The organism is Stutzerimonas chloritidismutans (assembly GCF_020783375.1).
GTDB classification, from domain to species: Bacteria; Pseudomonadota; Gammaproteobacteria; order Pseudomonadales; family Pseudomonadaceae; genus Stutzerimonas; species Stutzerimonas kunmingensis.
The window spans coordinates 380,336-404,415 of record NZ_CP086067.1; the positions used below are offsets into that span (position 1 = coordinate 380,336).

The 24,080-nt window shown below is 63.4% G+C and carries 22 protein-coding genes; 7 read left to right on the forward strand and 15 right to left on the reverse strand.

Annotation, left to right across the window (positions count from 1 at the left end):
• Positions 1–203 precede the first annotated feature (203 nt).
• The 3 genes from LLJ08_RS01765 (at position 204) to LLJ08_RS01775 (ending at position 2,859) form a co-directional block, all read left to right on the forward strand.
• On the forward strand, positions 204–467 hold the full coding sequence (locus LLJ08_RS01765; protein ID WP_003301490.1) for a DUF4212 domain-containing protein: 264 nt from the start codon (positions 204–206) through the stop codon (positions 465–467).
• Between the two features lie 5 nt (positions 468–472).
• Positions 473–2,242 carry a sodium:solute symporter family protein gene (locus tag LLJ08_RS01770; RefSeq protein WP_046617554.1) on the forward strand — a complete coding sequence of 590 codons (1,770 nt, stop codon included), beginning with the start codon at positions 473–475 and terminating at the stop codon, positions 2,240–2,242.
• A gap of 98 nt (positions 2,243–2,340) precedes the next feature.
• Positions 2,341–2,859, forward strand: coding sequence for a hypothetical protein (locus LLJ08_RS01775; RefSeq protein WP_014818798.1), 519 nt, complete (start codon positions 2,341–2,343; stop codon positions 2,857–2,859).
• Between the two features lie 193 nt (positions 2,860–3,052).
• On the opposite strand, the gene LLJ08_RS01780 is transcribed toward LLJ08_RS01775, so the two are convergent.
• The 6 genes from LLJ08_RS01780 to LLJ08_RS01805 all read right to left on the reverse strand — a co-directional run bounded on the left by LLJ08_RS01780 (position 3,053) and on the right by LLJ08_RS01805 (position 11,487).
• Complete coding sequence (locus LLJ08_RS01780) at positions 3,053–3,760, reverse strand: 3'-5' exonuclease (protein WP_041015637.1); 708 nt, start codon at positions 3,758–3,760, stop codon at positions 3,053–3,055.
• Positions 3,757–5,679 carry a putative nucleotidyltransferase substrate binding domain-containing protein gene (locus LLJ08_RS01785; protein WP_125860208.1) on the reverse strand — a complete coding sequence of 641 codons (1,923 nt, stop codon included), beginning with the start codon at positions 5,677–5,679 and terminating at the stop codon, positions 3,757–3,759. The genes LLJ08_RS01780 and LLJ08_RS01785 overlap by 4 nt, the downstream gene beginning before the upstream one ends.
• Before the next feature lie 185 nt (positions 5,680–5,864).
• Positions 5,865–6,269 (reverse strand): phosphate ABC transporter substrate-binding protein, encoded by a 405-nt coding sequence (locus LLJ08_RS01790; protein ID WP_179485497.1) that lies wholly within the window; start codon positions 6,267–6,269, stop codon positions 5,865–5,867.
• 11 nt (positions 6,270–6,280) lie between these two features.
• Entirely contained in the window at positions 6,281–7,462 is a 1,182-nt protein-coding gene (locus LLJ08_RS01795) for a porin (protein WP_228208043.1), read from the reverse strand.
• A 19-nt stretch (positions 7,463–7,481) separates the two neighbouring features.
• Positions 7,482–9,104, reverse strand: coding sequence for a methyl-accepting chemotaxis protein (locus LLJ08_RS01800; protein ID WP_228208044.1), 1,623 nt, complete (start codon positions 9,102–9,104; stop codon positions 7,482–7,484).
• 202 nt (positions 9,105–9,306) lie between these two features.
• Positions 9,307–11,487: a malate synthase G gene (locus LLJ08_RS01805; protein WP_228208045.1), complete on the reverse strand. Its 2,181-nt coding sequence runs from the start codon at positions 11,485–11,487 to the stop codon at positions 9,307–9,309.
• A gap of 228 nt (positions 11,488–11,715) precedes the next feature.
• Here LLJ08_RS01805 and LLJ08_RS01810 point away from each other — a divergent pair, with 228 nt between their 5' ends.
• Positions 11,716–12,240 carry a glycine cleavage system transcriptional repressor gene (locus LLJ08_RS01810; RefSeq protein ID WP_041015641.1) on the forward strand — a complete coding sequence of 175 codons (525 nt, stop codon included), beginning with the start codon at positions 11,716–11,718 and terminating at the stop codon, positions 12,238–12,240.
• A gap of 16 nt (positions 12,241–12,256) precedes the next feature.
• Here LLJ08_RS01810 and rarD read toward each other — a convergent pair whose 3' ends face one another.
• Positions 12,257–13,147: an EamA family transporter RarD gene (gene rarD / locus LLJ08_RS01815; RefSeq protein ID WP_228208046.1), complete on the reverse strand. Its 891-nt coding sequence runs from the start codon at positions 13,145–13,147 to the stop codon at positions 12,257–12,259.
• 204 nt (positions 13,148–13,351) lie between these two features.
• Here rarD and LLJ08_RS01820 point away from each other — a divergent pair, with 204 nt between their 5' ends.
• From LLJ08_RS01820 to LLJ08_RS01830, 3 genes are all read left to right on the forward strand, one after another.
• On the forward strand, positions 13,352–14,119 hold the full coding sequence (locus tag LLJ08_RS01820; protein ID WP_228208047.1) for an SDR family NAD(P)-dependent oxidoreductase: 768 nt from the start codon (positions 13,352–13,354) through the stop codon (positions 14,117–14,119).
• Complete coding sequence (gene treF, locus LLJ08_RS01825; RefSeq protein WP_228208048.1) at positions 14,116–15,720, forward strand: alpha,alpha-trehalase TreF; 1,605 nt, start codon at positions 14,116–14,118, stop codon at positions 15,718–15,720. The genes LLJ08_RS01820 and treF overlap by 4 nt, the downstream gene beginning before the upstream one ends.
• A gap of 111 nt (positions 15,721–15,831) precedes the next feature.
• Positions 15,832–16,587 carry a FadR/GntR family transcriptional regulator gene (locus LLJ08_RS01830; protein WP_228208049.1) on the forward strand — a complete coding sequence of 252 codons (756 nt, stop codon included), beginning with the start codon at positions 15,832–15,834 and terminating at the stop codon, positions 16,585–16,587.
• A gap of 41 nt (positions 16,588–16,628) precedes the next feature.
• Here the strand turns inward: LLJ08_RS01830 and LLJ08_RS01835 are convergent, their stop codons facing one another.
• The 8 genes from LLJ08_RS01835 to LLJ08_RS01870 form a co-directional block, all read right to left on the reverse strand.
• Positions 16,629–17,534: an EamA family transporter gene (locus LLJ08_RS01835; RefSeq protein WP_228208050.1), complete on the reverse strand. Its 906-nt coding sequence runs from the start codon at positions 17,532–17,534 to the stop codon at positions 16,629–16,631.
• 163 nt (positions 17,535–17,697) lie between these two features.
• Positions 17,698–18,978, reverse strand: coding sequence for a TRAP transporter large permease (locus tag LLJ08_RS01840; RefSeq protein ID WP_228208051.1), 1,281 nt, complete (start codon positions 18,976–18,978; stop codon positions 17,698–17,700).
• The gene (locus LLJ08_RS01845; protein WP_228208052.1) at positions 18,978–19,505 is read right to left on the reverse strand and encodes a TRAP transporter small permease; all 528 of its coding nucleotides are present in this window, start codon (positions 19,503–19,505) and stop codon (positions 18,978–18,980) included. Before LLJ08_RS01845 ends, LLJ08_RS01840 begins: the two co-directional genes overlap by 1 nt.
• Positions 19,506–19,563: 58 nt before the next feature.
• Positions 19,564–20,535, reverse strand: a complete 972-nt coding sequence (locus tag LLJ08_RS01850) for a TRAP transporter substrate-binding protein (protein ID WP_228208053.1) — start codon at positions 20,533–20,535, stop codon at positions 19,564–19,566.
• An 81-nt stretch (positions 20,536–20,616) separates the two neighbouring features.
• Positions 20,617–21,507 carry an SMP-30/gluconolactonase/LRE family protein gene (locus tag LLJ08_RS01855; protein ID WP_228208054.1) on the reverse strand — a complete coding sequence of 297 codons (891 nt, stop codon included), beginning with the start codon at positions 21,505–21,507 and terminating at the stop codon, positions 20,617–20,619.
• Positions 21,508–21,547: 40 nt separating this feature from the next.
• Complete coding sequence (locus LLJ08_RS01860) at positions 21,548–22,363, reverse strand: NAD-dependent epimerase/dehydratase family protein (protein ID WP_228208055.1); 816 nt, start codon at positions 22,361–22,363, stop codon at positions 21,548–21,550.
• Positions 22,364–22,746: 383 nt separating this feature from the next.
• Positions 22,747–23,055: an AzlD family protein gene (locus tag LLJ08_RS01865; protein WP_014818816.1), complete on the reverse strand. Its 309-nt coding sequence runs from the start codon at positions 23,053–23,055 to the stop codon at positions 22,747–22,749.
• Positions 23,045–23,761 (reverse strand): AzlC family ABC transporter permease, encoded by a 717-nt coding sequence (locus LLJ08_RS01870; protein WP_228208056.1) that lies wholly within the window; start codon positions 23,759–23,761, stop codon positions 23,045–23,047. Before LLJ08_RS01870 ends, LLJ08_RS01865 begins: the two co-directional genes overlap by 11 nt.
• Positions 23,762–24,080 lie beyond the last annotated feature (319 nt).

The following is a 24,080-nucleotide window of genomic DNA, read 5'->3' on the forward strand; positions in this document are numbered from 1 at the left end:
TGCCGCGAAGGTTACGGCGAGCGGTCTGCACGATGGCTCTTGGCCACCCGAGACCCTCTCTCCAGGGGGCTTCCAGCGGCTGAATTGGTCTACTCTTGTTGTTCGTCAGACTAAAGTCGGGGCTTTCATTCATTAACCCACCCCTGTTAAATTCAGGATGTGGGTTCCCTTCACACGCAATAAAAATAAGGCGGAGAACGTCAATGGCCGACAACGATAAAGAAAATGCTGCTGCGTACTGGAAGGCGAATGTTCGCCTCATTACATGGAGCTTGGTGGTTTGGGCTCTGGTCTCTTATGGTTTTGCAATCCTCTTGCGTCCTCTGCTCTCCGGAATCCCAGTCGGGGGTACGGATCTAGGCTTCTGGTTCGCTCAACAGGGTTCCATCATCACGTTCATTTTGATCATCTTCCACTACGCGTGGCGGCTGAACAAACTGGACAAGGAATTCGGGGTTGAGGAGTAACCACAATGAGCCAATATTGGATCAACATGCTGTTCGTGGGCGCCTCGTTCCTGCTTTATATCGGGATCGCGGTCTGGGCTCGCGCCGGGTCAACTAAAGAGTTCTATGTCGCTGGTGGGGGCGTTCACCCTGTAACCAACGGCATGGCAACGGCGGCAGACTGGATGTCTGCAGCCTCCTTCATTTCCATGGCCGGTCTGATCGCCTCTGGCGGTTACGCCACTTCGGTCTACCTGATGGGCTGGACTGGTGGCTATGTGCTGCTGGCGATGCTGCTGGCGCCCTACCTGCGCAAATTCGGCAAGTTCACCGTGCCGGACTTCATCGGTGACCGTTTCTACAGCCGTGGCGCTCGCCTGGTAGCTGTCGTCTGCCTCATCCTCATCTCCGTTACCTACGTAATCGGTCAGATGGCTGGTGCTGGCGTGGCGTTCTCCCGCTTCCTGGAAGTGAGCAACTCCGCTGGTATCTGGATTGCTGCTGCCATCGTGTTCGCCTACGCGGTATTCGGCGGCATGAAGGGCATCACCTACACCCAGGTGGCGCAGTACGTGGTTCTGATCATCGCCTACACCATTCCGGCCGTGTTCATCGCCATGCAGCTGACTGGCAACCCGATCCCGATGTTCGGCATGTTCAGCACCCATACCGAATCCGGTCTGCCGCTGCTGGAAAAACTGGACGCCGTCGTTCAGGACCTGGGCTTCGCTGCCTATACCGCTGACGTCGACAACAAGCTGAACATGTTCCTGTTCACCCTGTCGCTGATGATCGGTACTGCTGGTCTGCCGCACGTAATCATTCGCTTCTTCACCGTACCGAAGGTGGCCGACGCCCGCTGGTCCGCTGGCTGGACGCTGATCTTCATCGCCCTGCTGTACCTCACCGCCCCGGCCGTTGGCTCTATGGCGCGCCTGAACCTGGTAGACACCATCTATCCGGAAGGCCCGACTGCCGACGCGATTCGCTATGAAGATCGTCCGGAGTGGGTGCAGACCTGGGAACGTACCGGTCTGATCAAGTGGGAAGACAAGAACGCCGACGGTCGTGTGCAGATGTACAACGACGCTAACGCCGCCTTCACTCCGACCGCTACAGAGCGTGGCTGGAACGGCAACGAGCTGACCGTGAACAATGACATCATCGTTCTGGCCAACCCGGAGATCGCCAACCTGCCGGGCTGGGTCATCGGTCTGATCGCTGCGGGTGCTATCGCTGCTGCGCTCTCGACTGCTGCGGGTCTGCTGCTGGCGATTTCGTCTGCCATCAGTCATGACCTGATCAAGACACTCATCAATCCGAAGATCAGCGAGAAGAACGAAATGCTGGCCGCTCGTCTGTCCATGACGGCGGCGATTCTGCTGGCAACCTGGCTGGGTCTGAACCCACCTGGCTTCGCCGCGCAGGTGGTGGCTCTGGCGTTCGGTCTGGCGGCAGCGAGCCTGTTCCCGGCACTGATGATGGGTATCTTCTCCAAGCGCGTGAACAGCAAGGGTGCTGTCGCCGGTATGCTGGTTGGTGTGATCTCCACCGCCGTGTACATCTTCCTGTACCTGGGCTGGTTCTTCATCCCTGGCACTGCAAGCATCCCGAACACGCCTGATCAGTGGTGGATGGGCATCTCCCCGCAGGCCTTCGGTGCCGTGGGTGCCGTGCTGAACTTCGCTGTTGCCTATGCTGTTTCGATGGCTACCGAAGCTCCGCCGCAGGAGATTCAGGATCTGGTCGAGAGCGTTCGTACCCCGAAGGGTGCTGGCGTTGCACTTGATCACTAACTGATAATGCAGCCGGACGTCAGACCTGCTCTGACACAAGGTTGAGGTAGAAGTCGGGCTTCCATATGGAAGCCCGATTTTTTTAGGGGGAGTTGTATATGTTCTGGCATTTAATCGCGGCAATCGTCGCAGGTGTGGCGGGAGCCGGTATCGGCCTGCTGTTGCGCTCACTGACGCGTAAGCGACTGCCGAAATGGATCATTCCCGTCTGCGCCGGTCTGGGCATGCTGAGTTACACCATCCATTACGAGTACACCTGGTTCGAAACCAAGCAAGCACGTCTGCCGGAAGGATCGCTGGTGGTCATGAGCGAAGAGGGCGAAATGCTCTGGCGCCCGTGGACGATGATCTATCCGATGCCGCTGGCCTATACGGTGCTGGACGGCGCGAACGCTCAGGTGCAGGACACCGAACAGGGCCGTCTCGGCCGCTTCGTACTGTACCGTTTCGAGAAGCAACACCTGACGTCGATCGTGAAGAGCGCCAGCTATCAGCTGATCTGCACCGAGCGGGCGATGTTCAGACTGAATGAAGCCGGCCAGGCGAAGATCGAAACGCTTACCGAGCTGGAAGCCGATTCACCGCTTTATCAGGCTATTTGCGAGGCCGGGCGTTAACCGAACGCCTACGAGCTGCGGGTTCCGCGCATCAGCATTATCTGATGCGCGCCGCGAAGAAGAATTGATCGGTTCCGCAATGGGACCGAGTAGCCGGCATATGCGTCTGACAACCCGTCCGGTAGACGATGCTCCGTTCTGTCGCGAGCAGCCGTCGGCATATCACCCACGCAGTGACTGCCACCCAGCCCGTTCAGATCGAGTTGAAGGCCGCCTTGCGCGCGCGTTGCCAGCAGCGCAGCCGCTGAGCCAGCTCGTCTAAGCTGGTCAGACCCACGCGTTGTGCGCGATTCATCAGGATCAGAGCGATTTCCGCGGTGGCCATGGCATCGGCGGAGGCGTTGTGGCGCTGCGGGATATGGATGTTGAAGTAGTCGAGCCAGTGATCCAGCCCGCCGCGATGGATCATCGCCTCGGGAAACAGCATGGGCGCCAGGTCGGCCACATCGAGGAAGGTGTGTTCCAGCGAGTAGCCCAGTTCGTTCTTCAGCGCGCGACCGAGCATGCGCTGATCAAAGGGCGCGTGAAAGGCGAGGATGACGCTGCCCGCGGCGAACTCCATGAAACTGAGCAGCGCTTCGGACGGTGGCAAGCCGTTGGCCAGCTCGCTTGGGGCGATCCCGTGGATCAGCACGCTTTCAGTGACCTTGACCTGACGGCAGAGGGTGCATTCGAACTGCTGGGAATAGTCGATGGCGCCGTCTTCGATGACCACTGCGCCGATGGCGATGACCAGGTCGCGCTTGAGGTGCAGCCCGGTGGTTTCCAGATCCAGCACCACCAGACGCTGCTGCCGCAACGGGACCGCCTGTGGCGGCAGCGGGCGCGCCAGCTCGGCAACACGTTGCTGCTGCTCGGGAGGCAGCTTCGGACCGCGGGGGTTGAACCAGAACATACTCATAGTTGATAGCGCACCGCGAGACTGGCCTGTAACCGCTGGGCCTGGCGGAAGGACTCGCGCAGGATTCGGCGGTCCAGCACGTTGAGAGTATCCGGATCCAGGCGGTTGGAATAGGGCAGTCCATCGCGCGCCTGCTGTTGGTGGTGCTGCATGCGAGTCTGCTGGATGAAGTGGTAGGCCTCTTCATAGGCCGCGCCATCCTTCGCTTCGATGACGCCTTTCTCCACCAGCTTGCGCAGCCGCTCGAGGGTGTTGCAGGTGCCGATGTCGTTGCTCAGTGCAAGCAGACGGGCGCCATCGACGAAGGGTGTCAGGCCCTGCACCTTGAGGTCGAGCGTGTCTTTGCCTTCGCCCTTGCGCGCCACGACGAAATCACGGAAGCGGCCCACCGGCGGGCGATGACGCAAGGCGTTTTCGGCCATCATGCGCTGGAACAGGCGGTTGTCGTTGATTTCCTCAAGCAGGTCGCGGCGCAGCTGTTCGCAGCCTTCCGAAGGCCCCCAGATGCTGCGCAGATCGAAATAGATGGTGCTGCCGAGCAGATTTTCCGGCGTTGCCTCGCGCACGAAGGAGCTGAAGCGGCGGCTCCATTCCTGGCGCGACAGGCACAGCTGCGGGTTGCTGGCCATGATGTTGCCTTTGCACAGCGTGAAACCGCAGGTGTCTAGGTCACGGTTGATGCGTTCGGCGAGCGGCAGCAGACGACCGCGGATATGCGCGGCCTCCGCGGCGTCGGCGGCCTCGAAGAGGATGCCGTTGTCCTGGTCGGTGTACAGGGTCTGTTCCTGGCGGCCTTCGCTGCCGAAACACAGCCAGGTGAAGGGCACGCCCGGATCGCCAATGTGCTGGATGGCCAGCTCGATCACCCGGCATACGGTGTGATCATTGAGCAGCGTGACGATATGGGTGATCTGGGTCGACGAGGCGCCGTGGGCCAGCATATTGTCGACCAGTTGCTTGATGCGATCGCGGATGACCACCAGCGCATCGACGCGATCGGCGTGACGGATGGTCTGCGCCAGGTGCACCAGATCCACGCGCTGCAGGGAAAACAGGTCGCGCTCGGAAATTACGCCACGCAGCAGGCCATTCTCCACCACGCAAACATGGGCGATGTGCCGTTCGGTCATGGCGATCGCCGCGTCGAAGGCGGTGGCGTCCGGCGGCAGGTAGAACGGATCGTGCGTCATGAACTGGGAGATCGGCTGACTCAGGTCGGTGGTGCCGGTACCGATTACCCGTCGCAGATCGCGCAGTGTGAAGATGCCTTGCGGGTGCAAAGATTCATCGACGATGACGATGCTGCCGACATTGCTCTCCTGCATCATCGCGACCGCCTCGTTGATCGGCTTGGACGGTAGGCAGGACACCGGGTGGTGAAGCGCCAGCTCGCCGATGCTTGTTTCGAGCGAGTACTGCTCACCGAGGTTTTCCACCGCGCGCATCTGCGCCTGCTGGTTGACCAGGTCGAGCAGGCTGCTGACGCCACGCATGGCGAAATCACGGAACACCGGAGACTTGGAAACCAGCTGGACGAAGGCGGGCTTGCCGAGCAGGAAGCAGAAGGTGTCTTCGGCCGCCAGATGTGCGGTGCGGGTCGCTCGTTCGCCCATGAGCGCGGCCATCGGGAAGCATTCGCCGACGATGACCTCGAAGGTGGTGTCGGTGCCGCGCTTGGCGGTATGCGGGCGCTGACCATGCACGCGGCCCTGCTTGACGATATAGAAATGCTGCACCACGCCGTCTTCGGGGGAAATGATGCAATCGCCTTCGGCATAGAAGCGCAGCGCACAGTTCTCCACCAGGTAGGCCAGGTGGGCCGGCTCCATCTGGTTGAACGGAGCGTACTTGCGCAGAAACTCCATGGTGCCGTGGATGTTCTGCAGTACAGCCGTCTTCCCAGCGTCGGGTGTGCTCATGGTTGGCTTCCATTTTTTGTTAATGGTGGGCTGCAGGTCAGTCGGACCCAATTGGACGTAAGTCTAGTCAGCTCAAGGGGTGGGGGAGCTGATCAGGGTCAGCCTCATGTTTCGCGCTGTTGCGGTGAAACGCGGGCATGAAAAAGCCGGCCACCGGGGCCGGCTCCTTTGCTTCGTCATCGAGCTCAGGGCAGGGTGAACAGGACCTTGACCGAGTCATTGACGGCCGCGCTGTCGACGTAGCCGATGGCATCGGCTTCGGCCGCGACCCTGGCTACTACTGCGGCGTCATCGGCGACGCTCGGCAGCGGCTGGCCCTTGCCGGTGAAGATCAGGCCCGACCAATAGGACTTGAGCTGCGACTCGTTCTTGCTGGTCACGCCGGCATAGAAGGCTTCCTTGGCCGGGTTCCAGCCCGCCTGGTCGACGCCCTTCAAGGACTTGTCCTTGCCCAGGAAGATGTTGGCGACCTCGGACTGTGACGGTGCCTTGGCTGCGCCGGGATTGACGATCACGGCAACCTCGGCCTGAGCCAGGGAAACCATGCCGAGCAGCGCGGCGGAACAGAGGATGCGAATGGATGCTTTCATCGGGACGCTCCTCAGAATACGAAATCGACGCCGACGGAAACGATGTCACCGTCGTAGTTGCGGGCCGGAGTGCCGGCTACACCGGTTCGCTCGAAGGCTTCGTTCTCGTAGAGCTCTTGAGCATTACGAGTGAACACGCCGTCGTAGCCATTCTTGGTGTCTACGCGCTTGTACTCGCCCTTGACCACCACGGTCGGCGCGGCCTGGTAGTTCAGGCCCAGGGTCCAGGAGCTCTGACGGCCACCGTTGTCGTCCAGCTGTGCGTAGGTGACATGCGGCAGGAAATCGCCGAAACGACGGCCGCCCATCAGGTAGAAGGAGTCGATCGCTTCCATGTCATCATTCTCGATCATGCGCGAGGTCCACTCGTTGCTGCTTACCCAGGTGCCGTTGTCGTACTGGTAGCCGATCGAGGTGAACTTGCCTTTCTCTTTGTCCAGATCCAGCAGCGAGCGCTGCTGAGCCACTCCGACGCCGGGACCGATAGGCGCAGGCAGAACACTAATCACATTGCCAATGATATCGGTGGTGATATCCGCCTCGACATAACCGATGCGCAGCATGCCGAAATCGTTGGTGGCCAGGCTGACGCTGGCGCCGAACAGGTTGCCGTAGTCGATATCGAACTGCTCGTCGTAGGCGTAGTAGTCGCGGTTCTTTGCTTGGCCGCCGGCAACCTGGAAGGTTACCGAGCCGTACGACAGCGGTACGGTGTAGACCGCATCGACGCCTTCGTAGTTGGTTACCTGAACCTGGCTGTAGACCTCATCGGGCAGGCGCAGCCAGGGATAGCTGTAGCCGACGTCGAGGCTTTCAGAATACATGTAGACCGGGCTGCGCAGGCGGCCGGCGCGGAGCATCAGCTGATCGTTGGCCTGCAGTGACAGGTAGGCCCATTCCAGGTTGGCTTTCCACTCGTCCTGTTGCGCCTTGGCCGTGCCCTGGACGGTCACGCCGAGGGTGTCGGTGATGCCGTAGCTCAGCTGGGCACCGAACTTGGACAGCTGATCGCCGCGCCAGGAATCGTTGGTCTGACCCTGGACGCCATAGCTGCGACCGTCATCTTCGCCGCCGAGATGGGTGAAACCGACGGTACCGAAACCGTTGAAGCGATGTTCACCCTGTTCCAAGGCAAAGGCAGGGGTGGCGGCCAGGCAGACAGCTGCCAGACCGGCGACACGAAGTGCAGTCATTGGATGCTCCAAAAAATCGTTAAACACGGAATTGGCTCGTAGCCGCGCGCAGGTGGTCTCCGGTACTCACCAGTTGTTCGCCAAGGCGGGCGGTGGCTTCGGCGCCGTTTGCGGTTGCTTGTGCGTCCTGCTGCAACACTTGGGTTTCTTGTCTGATGGAACTCGACAGGCCGATCTGCTCCTGTGTGAACTGGGCGATGCCGGCGTTGAGTTCGTCGATCTGGTTGACCGTGCCGGCGATGGCTTCCAGCAGCTGTGTGGCCTCGATGGAGCGCTCGATGCTGGCGCGGGATTTCTCGCCGTTGCTGGTCATCACGTTGAGCACGGTGTTGGCGCTGTTCTGTAGGCGCTGGATGATCTGCTGGATCTCGGCGGTGGAGGCGGCGGTCTTCTGCGCCAGATTGCGCACCTCATCGGCAACCACCGCGAAGCCGCGGCCCTGCTCGCCGGCGCGGGCGGCCTCGATGGCGGCGTTCAGGGCCAGCAGGTTGGTCTGTTCGGCGATGCTGCGGATCACCGTCAGCACCGAGCCGACTTCCTGGGTTTCTTCCTCCAGCTGTTCCATGGCCTTGACCGCGCCCATCACGCTGTCGCCCAGATCGCTGATGCCGGTCGAAAGACTGCCGACGTGCTCGCGGGCCGTGGCCGCCTGCCGCGCCGCGGAATTGGCCTCGTCGGACGCCTGCCGTGAACGTTGCGCGACCTCCTGGATGCTGCCGGTCATGGTGACGATGTCGCGGCTGATCGAATCGGTGTGGTGCTGCTGCGACTTGGCGTTCTCTTCCGAACCCTGGGTGAGCTTGTACAGCTCTTTGGAGACCTGGCCCAGCGGGTTGGCGGCCTCGATTATCTGGCGGATGGTGCGCTGCAGCTTGTCGAGAAAGCTGTTGAACAGCTCGATCATGGCGCCGATCTCGTCGTTGGACTCGACATTGACGCGCTGGGTCAGGTCGCCGTCGCCACGGGCGATCGACTGCAACGAGGCGATCACGCCGCGGATGTTGACCATCACGCTGCGAATCACCAGCCAGGCGCCGAGGCTGACCAGCACCACCAGCACCAGGCTGAGAATGATGCCCAGACGGGTGGTCGCCGCATTGGCTTCGCGGGTCTGCACCAGGGTTTGCTGGAAGCTGTCGTAGGCCTGCGCGCGGAAATCGCTGCCCAGCTTCTGCGCCTGCGCCAGGTCACTGGCCATGCGGTCCAGACTGGGGCGCAGGTCGTCGAACGAGGCGCTGCCGTCGATCAGCTTGGTCGAGGCCGCGAGCGCATTGTCGGCATAGTCGCGTACCGCCTTGCGCCAGTCGCTAAGCGCCTGATGCTGCTGGCGCTGATCGCTCAGCAGAGCCGCCAGGGATTGCTGCTGCGTATCGATCTGCTGCAGCACCTCCCGGGCCTCGTCGAGCACGCCGGGCTCGCCCGCAGCCACTGCATTGTTCAGCAGCGCCGGTACTCGGGAGAACTGGAAGATTACCGCGTCGGCCTTCTCCAGCGTCGGGTAGCTGCGAGTCTCCAGCAGGACCAGGCGCGAGTCGGTCGCCGAGAGCTGCAACGAGGTGTAGGCCACATACAGCACGAGCCCGATCAGAGCGACGGCGGGTACCAGCGACAGCTTGGCGGTCAGCGACAGGTTCTTCAGCATGCATCGAACTCCAGTGCAGGGGCTACGGGTACTACGAAGAGCACGTTGATGGCCAAATGCCAGTTTCTTGAGCGATTGTGACCGAAAACCGCATTCGGGTCACGTTATCGGTTGTAACAGGGTTAACTTGAGGACCGCTGGGCGGATTCCAGGCATAAAAAAACCGCCCCGAAGGGCGGTTCCTGTGCAGCGCTGACGCGGATTACAGGCCGTTCTTGGCCTTGAACTCGCGACGACGGCGGTGCAGTACCGGCTCGGTGTAGCCGTTGGGCTGCTTGGTGCCTTCGAGGACCAGCTCCAGGGCAGCCTGGAAGGCCACGCTGTTGTCGAAGTCCGGTGCCATCGGGCGGTACAGCGGGTCGCCCTGGTTCTGACGGTCAACCACCGGCGCCATGCGCTTGAGGCTCTCGACCACCTGATCCTTGGTCACCACGCCATGGCGCATCCAGTTGGCCACGTGCTGGCTGGAGATGCGCAGAGTGGCGCGGTCTTCCATCAGCGCAATGTCGTTGATGTCCGGTACCTTGGAACAGCCGACGCCCTGCTCGACCCAGCGCACCATATAGCCGAGGATGCCCTGCGAGTTGTTGTCCAACTCGTTGCGCTTCTCCTCGTCGCTCCAGTTGGTGTCTTGCGCCAACGGGATGGTGAGGATGTCGTCGATGGACGCCTTCTCGCGCTTGGCCAGTTCCACCTGACGTGCCTGCACGTCGATCTTGTGGTAGTGCATGGCGTGCAGGGTGGCAGCGGTCGGCGACGGTACCCACGCGGTGTTGGCGCCGGCCATGGGGTGGCCGACCTTCTGCTCGAGCATCGCAGCCATCAGGTCAGGCATGGCCCACATGCCCTTGCCGATCTGCGCCTTGCCCTGCAGGCCGCAGGCCAGACCCACGTCTACGTTGTTGTTCTCGTACGCGCTGATCCACTTCTCGGCCTTCATGGCCGCCTTGCGCACCATCGGGCCGGCTTCCATGGAGGTGTGGATTTCGTCACCGGTGCGGTCGAGGAAGCCGGTGTTGATGAACACCACGCGCTCGCGCGCTTCCTTGATGCAGGCCTTGAGGTTGATCGTGGTACGACGCTCCTCGTCCATGATGCCGACCTTCAGGGTGTTGCGCGGCAGACCGAGGACGTCCTCGACGCGGCCGAACAGCTCGGTGGCGAAAGCCACTTCTTCCGGGCCGTGCATCTTCGGCTTGACGATGTACATCGAGCCGGTGCGGGTGTTCTTGCGGCTGGTGTTGCCGTTGAGGTTGTGCACCGCGATCAGGCTGGTGAACAGACCGTCCAGGATGCCTTCCGGCACCTCGTTGCCTTCCTTGTCGAGGATGGCATCGTTGGTCATCAGGTGACCGACGTTACGGATGAACAGCAGGGAGCGGCCATGCAGGGTCAGCTCGCCGTTGCCGTCGGCCTTGGTGTAGACGCGGTCCGGGTTCATCGCGCGGGTGATGCGCTTGCCGCCCTTTTCCAGCTCCTCGACCAGGTCGCCCTTCATCAGGCCGAGCCAGTTGCGGTAGACGATGGTCTTGTCGTCGGCGTCGACGGCGGCGATGGAGTCTTCGCAGTCCATGATGGTGGTCAGCGCCGATTCCATCAGGATGTCTTTCACGCCGGCCGCGTCGGTCTGGCCGATCGGGCTGGCCGGGTCGATCTGGATCTCGAAGTGAATGCCGTTGTTCTTCAGCAGCACGGCGATCGGTGCGCTGGCTTCGCCCTGGAAGCCCTGCAGCTGGGCCGGGTTCTTCAGGCCGGTGGTGCTGCCGTCCTTGAGCGAAACGACCAGCTTGCCGCCTTCGATGCGGTAGCCGGTGGAGTCGACGTGCGAGCCGCTTTCCAGCGGTGCGGCTTCATTGAGGAAGTTGCGCGCGTAGGCGATGACCTTGTTGCCGCGGATCTCGTTGTAGCCCGGGCCCTTGCTGGCGCCGTCTTCTTCAGAGATCGCGTCGGTGCCGTACAGGGCGTCGTACAGCGAGCCCCAGCGGGCGTTGGCGGCGTTCAGGGCGAAGCGCGCGTTCATGATCGGCACCACCAGCTGCGGGCCGGCCATGCGGGCGATTTCTTCGTCGACATTCTCGGTGGTGGCCTGGAAGTCTTCGGCTTCCGGCAGCAGGTAGCCGATTTCCTGCAGGAAGCTCTTGTACGCCACGGCGTCGTGGGCCTGACCGGCGCGAGCCTGGTGCCAGGCATCGATCTGCGCCTGCAGCTCGTCGCGCTTGGCCAGCAGCGCGCGGTTCTTCGGCGCCAGGTCGTGGATGACGCTGTCGGCGCCAGCCCAGAAGGCGGCGGCATCGACGCCGGTACCGGGAATCGCTTCGTTGTTCACGAAGTCGTACAGGACTTTGGCGACCTGCAGGCCACCGACTTGAACGCGCTCAGTCATTACTCGCCTCACTTGGTTCTTCTAATTCGACGGACAGTTCGTTTCTTGTAGTCCGAGTCGCCGGATACTACATGAAGCGCCGGGGAAAATCAGTCCGCCAAAAGCGCCGGTAGTTTCGGCCTTGCGACGCCGGGCGAGGGCGCCGCAGACTGTCGTCGGGGCGGCTGCCTGCTATACCTAATGGGCCGTCGCTACCGCGTGAGCGAATTCCCAGCACAGGAGCCGTCCATGGATCACCTCGTTCTTACCGTCATCGCCGAAGATCAGCCAGGTCTGGTCGAACGACTGGCCAAGTGCATCGCCGATCACGGCGGCAACTGGCTGGAGAGCCGGATGTCGCGCATGGCCGGACAGTTCGCCGGCATCCTGCGCGTGGCCGTGCCGCAGCAGGCGCATGCCGAGCTGACCGCCGCATTGCAGGGGCTTGAGGCGCAGGGCATTCGCGTCCTGCTGGCGCACAGCGGCACGGAGCCAGCGGCGAGCTGGCAGGAAATTCAGCTGGAGCTGGTCGGCAACGACCGCCCAGGCATCGTCCGCGACATCACCCGTCTGCTCGCCGAGCATGGAGTGAATCTGGAAAGCCTGGATACCGAGGTGCTGCCGGCGCCGATGAGCAGCGAGCTGCTATTCCGTGCCGAGGTGCGCCTGGCCGTGCCGAGCGAACTGTCGCTGGAAGTGCTGCAGCAGCGCCTGGAAACCCTGGCCGACGACTTGATGGTCGAACTCAAGCTGCAGCCGACAGAGAAATCCTAGTCGTTCGCCGGCATTTTCAGCCGGCGCTTTTGCGCATGATGCGCCAGGCGTCCAGGCTGTACACCGCAAGCCCGGCCCAGATGCAGAAGAAGGCCAATTGTCGATCGACCGGGAACGGCTCGCCGAACAACTGCACGGCGAGGATCAGCAGCAGCGTCGGCGTCAGGTACTGCAAAAAGCCCAGCGTCGAATACGGCAGGTGGCGCGCGGCGGCGTTGAAGCCGAGCAGCGGGATCAGCGTCACCGGGCCTGCGGCCATCAGCCAGAACGCGTCGCTGCTGGTCCAGAATGCCGGCTCGGTGCTGGTGCCGCTGCTGAACCAGAACAGCCAGACCAGCGCTACCGGCAGCAACATCCAGGTTTCCACCACCAGCCCAGGCAACGCGGCAACCGGTGCCAGCTTGCGTAGCAGACCGTAGCTGCCGAAGCTCAGCGCCAGCACGATGGAAATCCACGGGAATTCGCCGAGCATCAACAGCTGCAGGCTGACACCGACGGTGGCCATCGCCACCGCCAGCCACTGCAGCGGGCGCAGCCGCTCGCGCAGCACGATCATGCCGAGCAGCACGTTGACCAGCGGATTGATGTAGTAGCCCAGGCTGGCTTCGACCATCCGGTCGTGGTTCACCGCCCAGACGTAGATCAGCCAGTTGGCGGCGATCAGCACACTGGAGATGCCGAGCACGCCAAGCCGTCGCGGATGTGCCAGCAGTTCGCGCCACCAGCCGGGGTGGCGCCAGACCAGCAGCACCAGCGAACCGAACACCGCCGACCAGATCACCCGCTGGGTAACGATCTCCAGCGCGCCGTACTGCTCAAGTGCCTTGAAGTAGAGCGGGAACATGCCCCAGATGCTGAACGTGGCCAGCCCCAGCAGATAACCCTTGCGCAGATTGGCGGTGGCCATGACGTCCTTCGACGAGCAGCGGAGAGCCGGCCATTTTGCGCCTTTGTCCGGAGGAGAGAAAGATTAGGCGGCTAACGTAAAGCCACGGCGCGACCAGCTGCACCGATCCGGCGGATGAGGGAACGCGCGAAGGCTCGCTCCGTCTCATCTGCATCGCCAATCGAAACGGCGTCGCACTCAGGCGACGTGCGTACGGAGGTCGCAATGCGCTTGCAGAATCAGGTGGCTCTGGTCACCGGAAGTACTCACGGCATCGGCCTCGGCATCGCCGTGCGCCTGGCCGAGGAGGGGGCCGACGTGGTCATCAACGGTCGCGAGGAAGATGACGAGGCCCGTGCGAGCCTTGAGCAAGTACGCGCCGTGGGGCGGCGGGTCTGCTTCATCGCCGCGGACGTCAGCCGGGTCAAGCAATGCCAGCGGCTGGTGCGCGAGAGCATCGAGCGCATGGGCCGCCTGGATATCCTGGTGAACAACGCCGGGGTGCAGGCGCACGCCGCATTTCTCGACGCCGAGGAGGGCGACTACGACCGGGTACTCGACGTCAACCTGCGCGGGCCGTTCTTCCTCGCCCAGGCCTTCGCCCGCTATTTACGCGAGCAGGGCCGTGGCGGGCGGATCATCAACAACAGTTCGGTGCACGAGGAATTGCCGCACCCCAACTTCACCGCCTACTGTGCGAGCAAGGGCGGACTGAAGATGCTCATGCGCAACATCGCCATCGAACTCGCGCCGCTGGGCATCACGGTGAACAACGTGGCGCCGGGCGCAGTGGAAACGCCGATCAATCGCGAGCTGATGAACCAGCCGGAGAAGCTCGCCAGCCTGCTGCAGAACATCCCCGCCGGACGCCTCGGCAGGCCACGCGATGTGGCTGGGGTCGTCGCCTTTCTGGCTTCTCCGGATGCCGACTACATCACCGGGACTACCCTGGTGGTCGATGGCGGTCTGTTATGGAATTACAGCGAACAATGACCAGTAGCCAGTCGTACCAGCCGTTCAGCCATGACGTCAGCGCCATCTCGCTGGCCGATACCCTAAGCCCCGCCGATCGCTATCAGGAACTGTTCGTCGCGGTGCAGATGCAGCGCATCTTTCCCGACAGCAAGACCTTCGTCGACTGCGCGCCGCGGCGCCATCCCGAAGTCATCCTCGAGGCTTACCGCGCCCACTGCAATGAGCCCGGCTTCGATCTCGGCGCCTTCGTCCACGAGCACTTCAGCCTTTACGAGATGCCGGTCAGGGAATTCGTCGCCAACCCCGACGACAGCCTGGCCGAACACATCGACCGGCTCTGGCCGGTGCTCACCCGGCAGCCGCAGGACCATCCGGAGCATTCCTCGCTGCTGCCGCTGCCGCACCCGTATGTGGTGCCGGGTGGGCGCTTCACCGAGCTGTATTACTGGGATTCCTACTTCACCATGCTCGGCCTGGACGAGAGCGGCCACTGCGAGCTGCTGCGCTCGATGGCGGACAACTTCGCCTACTTAATCGACACCTACGGCCACGTGCCCAATGGCAACCGCACCTATTATCTGGGCCGCTCGCAGCCGCCGGTGTTCGCCCTGATGACCGAGCTGTTCGAGGAAACCGGCGTGCACCGCGCCAGCGATTACCTGCCGCAGCTGCACAAGGAATATGCCTTCTGGATGGAGGGTGCCGATGCACTGCGCCCCGGTGAGCGGCACCGGCGCTGCGTCTGCCTGGCCGACGGCGTGGTGCTCAACCGTTACTGGGACGAGCGCGATACGCCGCGCGAGGAGTCCTATCGCGAAGATGTCGAGACCGCCCGCGCCAGTTGCCGGCCGCGGCACGAGGTCTACCGTGACCTGCGCGCCGGTGCCGAGTCGGGTTGGGACTTCAGTTCGCGCTGGCTCGACGATGCCCACCGGCTGGCGACCATCCGCACCACCAGCATCCTGCCCATCGACCTCAACGCGCTGCTCTACAAGCTCGAGCGGCAGATCGCCGAGTTGTCGGCGGTGAAGGGCCAGCAGGCCTGCGCCGAAACCTTCGCCCGGCGCGCTGAGAATCGCCTGGCGGCGATCGACCACTACCTGTGGAATCCGCGCGCCGGCGCCTACTTCGACTATGACTGGCGGCGCGGCCGGCAGCGCGACAACCTTACCGCCGCGACCCTGGCACCGCTGTTCGTGCGCATGGCCAGTGCCGAGCAGGCGGCAGCGGTCGCGGCAACCGTGCGCGCCCGCCTGCTGGCCCCAGGTGGGCTGGCCACCACCGAGATCAGCGGCAGCGGCGAGCAATGGGATCGGCCCAACGGCTGGGCGCCGCTGCAGTGGATCGCCATTCGCGGCCTGCAGCACTACGGCCATGACGCGCTGGCGCTGGACATCGAGGAGCGCTGGCTGACCATCGTCAGCCACCTGTTCGAGCGCGAGAACAAGCTGGTGGAGAAATACGTGCTGCGGCCCTGTACCGAGCACGCCGGTGGCGGCGAATATCCCCTGCAGGACGGCTTCGGCTGGACCAACGGCGTCACGCGCAAGCTCATGCAGCAGGACCCCAGCCATCAGGCCAACCGCTGCCGGGCCGGGCACTGTCGCCCGCCGCCCTAGGACATCTGGCGCGATGGTTACGCGTAATCTACAAATGCAATGGATCAATAGTTATCGTACAACTGCTGGGCTATGATGACGGTTGCTTCCGCTTCTCAGAGATCGCCGTCCATGGATAACCAGAGCGCCCAGCCACGCGCCCGTCGCAAACACCGCAGCCTCGCTCAGGAGCTGGTCGCCGAACTGTCGCAGCAGATCCGCGACGGCATGTTGAAGCGCGGCGACAAGCTGCCGACCGAGTCCGCCATCATGCAGACGCAGGGTGTGAGTCGCACGGTGGTGCGCGAGGCGATCTCGCGTCTGCAGGCCTCGGGCCTGGTGGAAACGCGGCACGGCATCGGCACCTTCGTGCTGGATACGCCGAGCACCACCGGGCTGCGCATCGACCCGGCGACCATCGGCACCCTGCGCGACCTGCTGGCGATTCTGGAATTGCGCATCAGCCTGGAAGTGGAATCGGCCGGGCTGGCTGCGCAGCGTCGCTCGCCTGAGCAACTGGCCGCGATGCGCGCCTTTCTCGATAAGCTCAACCAGAGCGCGGCGCACTCCAGCGATGCGGTGTCATCGGATTTCCAGTTCCATCTGCAGATCGCCGAAGCCACCGGCAACCGCTACTTCACCGACATCATGAGCCACCTGGGCACCACGCTGATCCCGCGCAGCCGGGTCAATTCCGCGCGGCTGGCCCATGACGACCAGCAGCATTACCAGGCGCGCCTGGGCCGCGAGCACGAGCAGATCTACGAGGCCATCGAGCGCCAGGACCCGGAATCCGCGCGGGCGGCCATGCGGCTGCACCTGACCAACAGCCGCGAGCGGCTGCGCCAGGCCCACGAAAGCGCCGAAGCGGAAGTGCTGCAGAACTGATCGCCGCCCCGGCGCAGCTGGCGCCGGGTACGTCGACAGCCCTAGCGGCGGTAGGCCAGCAGGACGATACCGCCGACCACGATCAGACCGCCGACCACCTGCATGGCCCCGAGTACCTGCCCGAGGATCAGCCAGCCCAGCACCATGCCGGCCACCGGCTCCATGTTCATCACCGGCGCATTGCGCGCGATGTTCAGCCGCGGCATGCAGATGAACAGCGTCGAGAACGCCGCGCCGTAAAGCAGCACCAGGCAGGCGAGGGCGATCCAGCCGGCGGTTGCATTGGGCAGGCCCAGACCACCGGGAATCAGGTCGCTGGCGCCGAGCAGGGCGGAGGCGGTAAATACCACGATCAGCGTCAGCATGCTGCGCAGCGAGCCGGCCATGCTCGACAGCTTGTGCTCGGTGACCCACAGCGCCACCGCGAACACCGCGGCGGCGGTCAGGCTGAAAAGGATCCCGGCGGTCCATTGTTCATCCGTCGCCTCGTTACTCATCAGGCGCGCGGGTACATCCAGCACCAGCACCAGGCCGAACAGGATCAGGCCCATGATCGCCAGCGCCACGCGGGTCGGCCGCGGCCCGCCCAGCGCCCAGGTGAGCAGCGCCAGGAGGATCGGCGACAGGTTCACTACCAGCAGCGCCAGCGCCACCGGAATGCGCGCCACCGCCGAATAGATGCAAAAGCTCTGCACCGCGATCAGCAGACCCAGGAGGATCTGCCAGCGCCAGGTGGTCGGGCTCAGGCGCAGCGATTCGCGACGCCAGAACACCAGCGCGCCCAGCGCCAGCAGCGTCACCCCGGCGCGACAGAGCATGGCCAGCAGCAGGCCGGTGCCGTGATCGAAGGCGATCCGCGCGGCGATGTGGTTGGCCGCGAACGAACAGGCCAGGGTGGCCAGGACCAGTACAGCGATGTGGCGTGGAAACGGCGTGGCGGTTTGCATGGATAAACCAGTCCTCTGAGACCCTGTACGGAATACGTTGCGTTCGGTTACCGGGGGATCCCGGTAAGCGGCGGCCAGTGCATGCCTGGTCCGCGAATTCGTCGGTCGGCAAAGTAAAACGCCGCCCGGGTGGGCGGCGTCCTCGTTCCCCGTCTCTGTGCGGTCAGAGCACTACGCTCGGCAGCCACAGCGAAATCATCGGGATATAGGTCACCGCCATCAGCACGGCGAACAGCGCGGCGTAGAACGGCAGCAGCGCTTTCACGGTGTTCTCGATGGTGACCTTGCCGATGGCGGCACCGACGAAGAGTACCGCACCGACCGGCGGGGTAATCAGGCCGATCCCCAGATTGACCAGCATGATCATGCCGAAGTGCACCGGGTCGACGCCGAACGACGTCACCACCGGCAGCAGGATCGGCGTGAGGATCAGGATCAGCGGCGCCATGTCCATCAGCGTGCCCAGCACCAGCAGCATCAGGTTGACGCACATGAGGATCACGTAGCGGTTGTCCGACAGGGTCAGGAACGCAGTGGTGATCTTCGATGGGATCTGCATCAACGTCATGATGTAGCCGAAGCTGGCGGCGAAGGCGATCAGGATCATCACGATGGAAAGCGTGCGCACTGTGCGGTGCAGCATCTTCGGCAGCTCGCGCCACTTGTAGTCGCGGTAGATGAACATGGTGACGAAGAAGGCCCAGACCACCGCCACCGCGGCGGACTCGGTGGCGGTGAACACGCCGGAGAGTATGCCGCCGAGGATGATCACCATGGTCATCAGGCCCCAGAGCGCCTCGACGCAGATATTCAGCGCCTGACGCAGCGGCACCACTTCGCCCTTGGGGTAGTTGCGCTTGCGGGCGAACAGCAGGCAGAGCGCGGCCATGGCGGTGCTGAGTAGCAGGCCCGGGCCGATGCCGGCGACGAACAGCGCGGAGATCGACACGGTGCCGCCGGCGGCCAGCGAGTAGATCACCGAGTTGTGACTGGGTGGGGTCAGCAGTGCCTGCACCGAACCGGAGATGGTCACCGCGGTGGAGAACTCCCGCGGGTAGCCCTTCTTTTCCATCTCGGGAATTAACACCGAGCCGACCGAGGCGGTGTCCGCCAGGGATGAACCGGAGATGGCGCCGAAAAAGGTCGAGGCGGTGATGTTGACCAGCGACAGGCCGCCGCGGACGAAGCCGACCAGCACCCCGGCGAAGGCGACCAGGCGGCGGGCCATGCCGCCTTCGGCCATGATCGCGCCGGCCAGGACGAAGAACGGAATGGCCAGCAGGGAGAATTTGTTCACGCCGCCGGCGATCTGGATCATCACGGCGTGCAGGGGAATATCGATCCACCAGGCACCGACCAGAGTGGCCAGGCCGAGGGAGTAGGCTACCGGAACGCGTAGCAGAATAAGGACGATGAAGCTGCCCAACAGGACGACGGCATCCATTACACGGACTCCTTGGACTCTTCGCGGGCTTCGTAGTCGACGACACGGCGCTTGCTCTGGTCGCCGTACAGCAGTTGCTCGATGACGAACAGCAGGGTGATGAAGCCGCCCAGTGGAATCGGCGCATAGCTGAAACCGACGCGCATCCAGGGCAGGGTGCTCAGGTACTGGTTCCAGGTGGCAATGCACAGCTTGTAGCCCCAGATCAGCATGAACAGGCTGATGGCCGCCATGGCCAGACGCACGAACAGGATGATGAAGGGCTGGGCCAGCGGCGGCAGGCGATCGCTGAGCACCTGTACGGCCATGTGCGCGCCGGCGCGGTAGCTGGCGGCGGCGCCGACGAAGGTGAACAGCACCATCAGCAGGATGGCGATGGGCTCGGGCCAGCCGAGGCCCTGGCCCAGTGCGTAACGGCTGAACACGCCCCAGGGGATGATCGTCGCCATGATCACGATCGCCAGGGCGGCGACGATGACGCAGGCGCGATAGATGACGTCATTGACGCCCAGAACCAGGTTTTTCATGAGATTCCACCGGTTGCATCGCGGCGGTGCGGGCCGTCGCGATGCGCTTGCACGAGGATTACTGAACGGCTTCGATACGCTTGATCAGCTCGGCGTAGGGCGCGCCGTACTTCTCGCGGATCGGCGCGGTCGCGTCGAAGAAGGGCTTCTTGTCGACTTCGATGAACTCGACCCCGGCTTCCTTGAGCTTGGCTTCGCTGGCGGCGGACTTCTCGTCCCACAGCTTGCGCTCTTCGAACTGCGCTTCCTTGGCGAACTTCTTCACCAGGTCCTGCTGCTCGGCACTGAGCTTGTTCCAGGTGGTCTTGGAGATCACGATCGGCTCGGGCAGGATCAGGTGGCCGGTCAGGCTGTAGTACTTGGCGTTGCGGAAGTGGTTGTGCTCGAGCATGGTCGGCGGGTTGTTCTCGGCACCGTCGATCACGCCGCTCTGCAGCGCACTGAAGATCTCGCCGGTGTCCATGGCGATACCGCTGGCGCCCAGGGCGTTGAAGGTTTCGATGAACATTGGGTTGCCGATCACGCGGATCTTCATGCCCTTGAGGTCTTCCAGGCTGCGCACCGGCTCCTTGGTGTAGAGGTTGCGCACGCCGCCATCCATCCAGGCCAGGCCGACCATGTTGAATTCGGAGTTGGTGATCTTGTCGAGGATCTCCTGGCCGATCTCGCCATCGATGACCTTGCGCATGTGTTCATGGTCGCGGAACACGAACGGCATGTTGAACACGTTGACGTCCGGGACCACCGGTCCGAGGGTGCCGAGGCTGACGCGGGTCATCTGCACCGCGCCGAGCTGCACCTGCTCGACCACTTCCTTTTCCGAGCCGAGAACGCCGCCGGCGAACATGCGGTAATCCAGCTCGCCGTCGGTGGCTTCGGCGATCTTCTTGCCCATGTTCTCCTGGGCGACCACCGTGGGGTAGCCGGCCGGGTGGATCTCGGCAATCTTCAGCGTCATGGCATGCGCCAGCCCGCTGACGCAGAAGGCGAAGGGTAGGGCGGTGACGAGCAACTTGCGTTTGAGGTTCATGACACTCTCCATCTTGTTTTTGTTGGTATGCAGCGTTGCGAGAAGCGAGGTTGGGCACGCCAGCGTCCCTTCCCTGATGAGTCAGTTGAAAGCGGGTTCCTCCAGTCCGGTGACGCCTGGGTTCAGGGCGAAGACGCCCCCAGCCAGCGGCTGGTCGCTGAGATCGCCGCCGGGGCGGATCGAGGTGACGAACAGGGTGTCCAGGCGCGAGCCGCCGAACGCGCACATGGTCGGTTTCTTCACCGGTACCGCGAGCGAGCGGTCCAGGCGGCCATCCGGGGTGAAACGGTGGATCAGTCCGGCGTCGTTGCCGCAGATCCAGTAGCAGCCGTCGGCATCCACCGCGGCACCGTCGGGTCGGCCGGGGTGGTCGAGCATGTCGACGAACAGGCGTCGGCCGGTCGGCGTGCCGCTGTCCGTGTCGTAATCGAAGGCCCAGATCTTCTGCACGCTGGGGTGCGAATCGGACAGGTACATGGTTCGCCCGTCCGGGCTGAAGGCCAGGCCGTTGGGCACGATAAAACCGTCGAGCTGCGGCCGCAGCGGCGCATCGTTGGCATCGCGATCCAGCCGGTAGAGCGCGCCGACCGGGTGCCCGGCGGCCATGTCCAGCGCCATGCTGCCGGCCCAGAAACGCCCCTGGCGATCGCAGCGGCCGTCGTTCATGCGCATCGCGGGCAGCTGGTGATCGATGCTCGCCAGCGCGCGGCTGTCGAGTCGGCCGTCCGGGCGCGTCTGCAGGGTGAAGAAGCCGCTCTCCATGCCGGCCACCCAGCCGTCGCCGTGGCGCGCGATGCAGGCCAGCATCTGCTCGCCCTGCCAGCGGGAAACCTGGCCGTCGGCAGCGTTCCAGCGCAGCAGTTCGCGATTCGGGATGTCGACCCAGTACAGCGCCTGTTCGGCGGCGACCCAGACCGGGCTTTCGCCGGTGGCGCAGCGCAGGTCGGCGATGAGTTCAGCTTCACTGGCCATTGCGTTTCTCTTTGTTGTTGTACGCGGGCGAAGGGGTCGATCAGTCGAAGGGGCCGGCCGCAACGAAGGCGCCGCCCTGGTAGATCCCGGCCGGGTCGTCAGTGCTGTACGGCGGTTGCTGCTCGACCTTGTCGCGGAACGCTTCGGAGCTGTCCTGCGCTTGGAAGCCCAGGTGCGCCGCGAGATGGTTGTCCCACCAGACGTCGCGGTTGGCGGACATGCCGTAGACCACGGTATGGCCGACCGCTGGCGTGAACAGCGCGCAGCGCATCAGCTCGGTGAGGTCACGAAAACTCAGCCAGGTGCTCATCATTCGGTGGTTGGCCGGCTCGGGAAACGAGGAGCCGATGCGGATGCTGACGGTCTCGATGCCGTAGCGGTCGTAATAGAAATTCGCCATGTCCTCGCCGTAGGACTTGGACAGGCCGTAATAGCCGTCCGGGCGGCGGGGTGCGTGGGCATCCAGGGTTTCCGTCTGCGGGTAGAAGCCGATCACGTGGTTGGAGCTGGCGAAGACCACACGCTTGATGCCGTGTAGGCGGGCTGCTTCATAGATGTGAAAGGTGCCGCGGATATTGGCGTCGAGGATCTCCTCGAACGGCCGCTCGACGGAGACGCCGCCGAAATGGGCGATGGCATCTACGCCTTCGCACAGGGCATGCACGGCGGCCTTGTCGGCGAGGTCGCAGGGCACGACCTCCTCGTGTTCACCGGCTGCCGGAGCCATCGGCGCGATATCGGACAGTCGGATGATGCGGGCGTAGGGCTGCAGCTTTTCGCGTAAGACCTTGCCAAGGCCGCCTGCCGCTCCGGTGAGCAGAAGACGGCCAAGCGTGGGATTGGGGGTGGTAGTCATCGGGGTGCCTGTCATTATTGTTCTTGAAGTCATCTGTTGTCATATGACATGTGCCAAATATCAGCATCTAGTCGCATGAATGTCAACACGCTTAAAGTCGTATTTGATGACATATGTTGCTTCTCAGCGTCACTTCTGTTGTGTTGTCCAAGCTAAAGCGCTGCGACAGAGGGCTCCAGAGGAGCGGCACCCGAGATTGATAAAAGCGGGGCGCTGCCAGCAATATTTTCGATAGTTGTATGATGACTGTTCGAAAACAGAGTGGGCTACGAGGTCGGTGCGCGGTCAGCACAATGCCGACGCGCTGCTGGTGCACACCGTAATGACTGCTATGGAGGCTGCCGAACTCGGTGTCCTGAGCGGCCGTGATCGGCCGCTGCGGCTCAGAATTGCCTGACCAGCGCCGCGGCGAGGATACCGGCAGCAATCGCCGGCAGCGGCTTCTTCAGCACCAGCATGGTCACTGCCGTGGCTAGCAGCGCCAATCGCGCGCCAGCATCACCCTGCAAGGCCATCGGTGCGACGATCGCCACCAGCACCGAGCCGGACATGGCGGTGATGAACTGCCGGACGCGGTCGCTGATGGGCACGAAGGCCATGACGAAGACGCCGCCCCAGCGCGTCGCCAGGGTCACCAGTGCCATGACCAGCACCACGGTCAGCGCGCCGGCGCCTGTCGCATCAAGATTCACGCGCTTTCTCCTTCCACAGCAGCCCGGTCGCGCCACCGGCGAGGGCACCCACCACCACGTGGCTGTTCTCCGGCAGGTAACGGAAGGCGAGCAGCGAGGCGCCGGCGGCAACGCTCCAGATCACCAGCATGCGCAGGTTCTTTTCGCCGCCCACCACCATGGCCAGCAGAAAGCAGCCCATCACCATGTCCAGCCCCAGGCGCTTCGGGTCGCTGACCGCACTGCCGAAATGGATGCCCAGCCAACTGCCGACCACCCAGAACGACCAGAGCGCCAGGCCGCCACCGAGCAGCAGGCCGAAGCCCGGGCGGTTGCGGTTAAAGGCCTGCATGGCCATCGCCCAGTTGGCGTCCGAGGCGATCAGCATCACCCCGTAGCGCCGGCCCGGCGGCAACTGGCGCAACCAGGGATAGAGCGTGGCGCCCATCAGCAGGTGGCGGGCGTTGATGGCAAACACCGTGATCATCAGGGTGAGCAGCGGCACCTGCGTGCCCCACAGCTCCAGCGCGGCGAACTGCGAGGCGCCGGCGAACACCAGCGCGCTCATCGTCAGGATCACCGAATCGTCCAGCCCGGTCTGCACCGCGGCGAGGCCGAAGGCGGCGCCGAACAGGGTGACGAAGATGGAAATCGGCGCGAGCTGGCGAAAACCGGCCCAGACCATGCGCCGGTCGAAATGATGCAGTTCGCTTTCTGCGTCAGTCATGCACGAATCCTCCAGATGGCAGCGCTGGATCGATGTCATTCAACGTCCAGCCAGCCAGATTAGGGGGTGTTGCCGCGACGGAACAGCGCAGTTGGCGTCGGATCGGGCGGTACAGATTCGCGCGAGCAGTCGATCGCGCGGCAATGAAGGCTTCGGCCTATCGACGCTGCGCCTCGCCAGTCATCACCGATGCGATGGGTGGCTATGTCCGATTCTGATTTTGCAGTGTGATGGGCTGCCGACGGCTAGAAGCTGCCGGTCGCGGCAGAAGGCTTATCTGGCTGGAATGGTGCCGAACTGACAGATCTACCGCCCGGAA

What these genes read in the sequence shown, in the direction of transcription:
- LLJ08_RS01765 (WP_003301490.1), top strand. Translation starts at nt 204, where the DNA reads ATGGCCGACAACGATAAAGAAAATGCTGCTGCGTACTGGAAGGCGAAT.
- LLJ08_RS01770 (WP_046617554.1), top strand. Translation starts at nt 473, where the DNA reads ATGAGCCAATATTGGATCAACATGCTGTTCGTGGGCGCCTCGTTCCTG.
- LLJ08_RS01775 (WP_014818798.1), top strand. Translation starts at nt 2,341, where the DNA reads ATGTTCTGGCATTTAATCGCGGCAATCGTCGCAGGTGTGGCGGGAGCC.
- LLJ08_RS01780 (WP_041015637.1), bottom strand. Translation starts at nt 3,760, where the DNA reads ATGAGTATGTTCTGGTTCAACCCCCGCGGTCCGAAGCTGCCTCCCGAG.
- LLJ08_RS01785 (WP_125860208.1), bottom strand. Translation starts at nt 5,679, where the DNA reads ATGAGCACACCCGACGCTGGGAAGACGGCTGTACTGCAGAACATCCAC.
- LLJ08_RS01790 (WP_179485497.1), bottom strand. Translation starts at nt 6,269, where the DNA reads ATGAAAGCATCCATTCGCATCCTCTGTTCCGCCGCGCTGCTCGGCATG.
- LLJ08_RS01795 (WP_228208043.1), bottom strand. Translation starts at nt 7,462, where the DNA reads ATGACTGCACTTCGTGTCGCCGGTCTGGCAGCTGTCTGCCTGGCCGCC.
- LLJ08_RS01800 (WP_228208044.1), bottom strand. Translation starts at nt 9,104, where the DNA reads ATGCTGAAGAACCTGTCGCTGACCGCCAAGCTGTCGCTGGTACCCGCC.
- LLJ08_RS01805 (WP_228208045.1), bottom strand. Translation starts at nt 11,487, where the DNA reads ATGACTGAGCGCGTTCAAGTCGGTGGCCTGCAGGTCGCCAAAGTCCTG.
- LLJ08_RS01810 (WP_041015641.1), top strand. Translation starts at nt 11,716, where the DNA reads ATGGATCACCTCGTTCTTACCGTCATCGCCGAAGATCAGCCAGGTCTG.
- rarD (WP_228208046.1), bottom strand. Translation starts at nt 13,147, where the DNA reads ATGGCCACCGCCAATCTGCGCAAGGGTTATCTGCTGGGGCTGGCCACG.
- LLJ08_RS01820 (WP_228208047.1), top strand. Translation starts at nt 13,352, where the DNA reads ATGCGCTTGCAGAATCAGGTGGCTCTGGTCACCGGAAGTACTCACGGC.
- treF (WP_228208048.1), top strand. Translation starts at nt 14,116, where the DNA reads ATGACCAGTAGCCAGTCGTACCAGCCGTTCAGCCATGACGTCAGCGCC.
- LLJ08_RS01830 (WP_228208049.1), top strand. Translation starts at nt 15,832, where the DNA reads ATGGATAACCAGAGCGCCCAGCCACGCGCCCGTCGCAAACACCGCAGC.
- LLJ08_RS01835 (WP_228208050.1), bottom strand. Translation starts at nt 17,534, where the DNA reads ATGCAAACCGCCACGCCGTTTCCACGCCACATCGCTGTACTGGTCCTG.
- LLJ08_RS01840 (WP_228208051.1), bottom strand. Translation starts at nt 18,978, where the DNA reads ATGGATGCCGTCGTCCTGTTGGGCAGCTTCATCGTCCTTATTCTGCTA.
- LLJ08_RS01845 (WP_228208052.1), bottom strand. Translation starts at nt 19,505, where the DNA reads ATGAAAAACCTGGTTCTGGGCGTCAATGACGTCATCTATCGCGCCTGC.
- LLJ08_RS01850 (WP_228208053.1), bottom strand. Translation starts at nt 20,535, where the DNA reads ATGAACCTCAAACGCAAGTTGCTCGTCACCGCCCTACCCTTCGCCTTC.
- LLJ08_RS01855 (WP_228208054.1), bottom strand. Translation starts at nt 21,507, where the DNA reads ATGGCCAGTGAAGCTGAACTCATCGCCGACCTGCGCTGCGCCACCGGC.
- LLJ08_RS01860 (WP_228208055.1), bottom strand. Translation starts at nt 22,363, where the DNA reads ATGACTACCACCCCCAATCCCACGCTTGGCCGTCTTCTGCTCACCGGA.
- LLJ08_RS01870 (WP_228208056.1), bottom strand. Translation starts at nt 23,761, where the DNA reads ATGACTGACGCAGAAAGCGAACTGCATCATTTCGACCGGCGCATGGTC.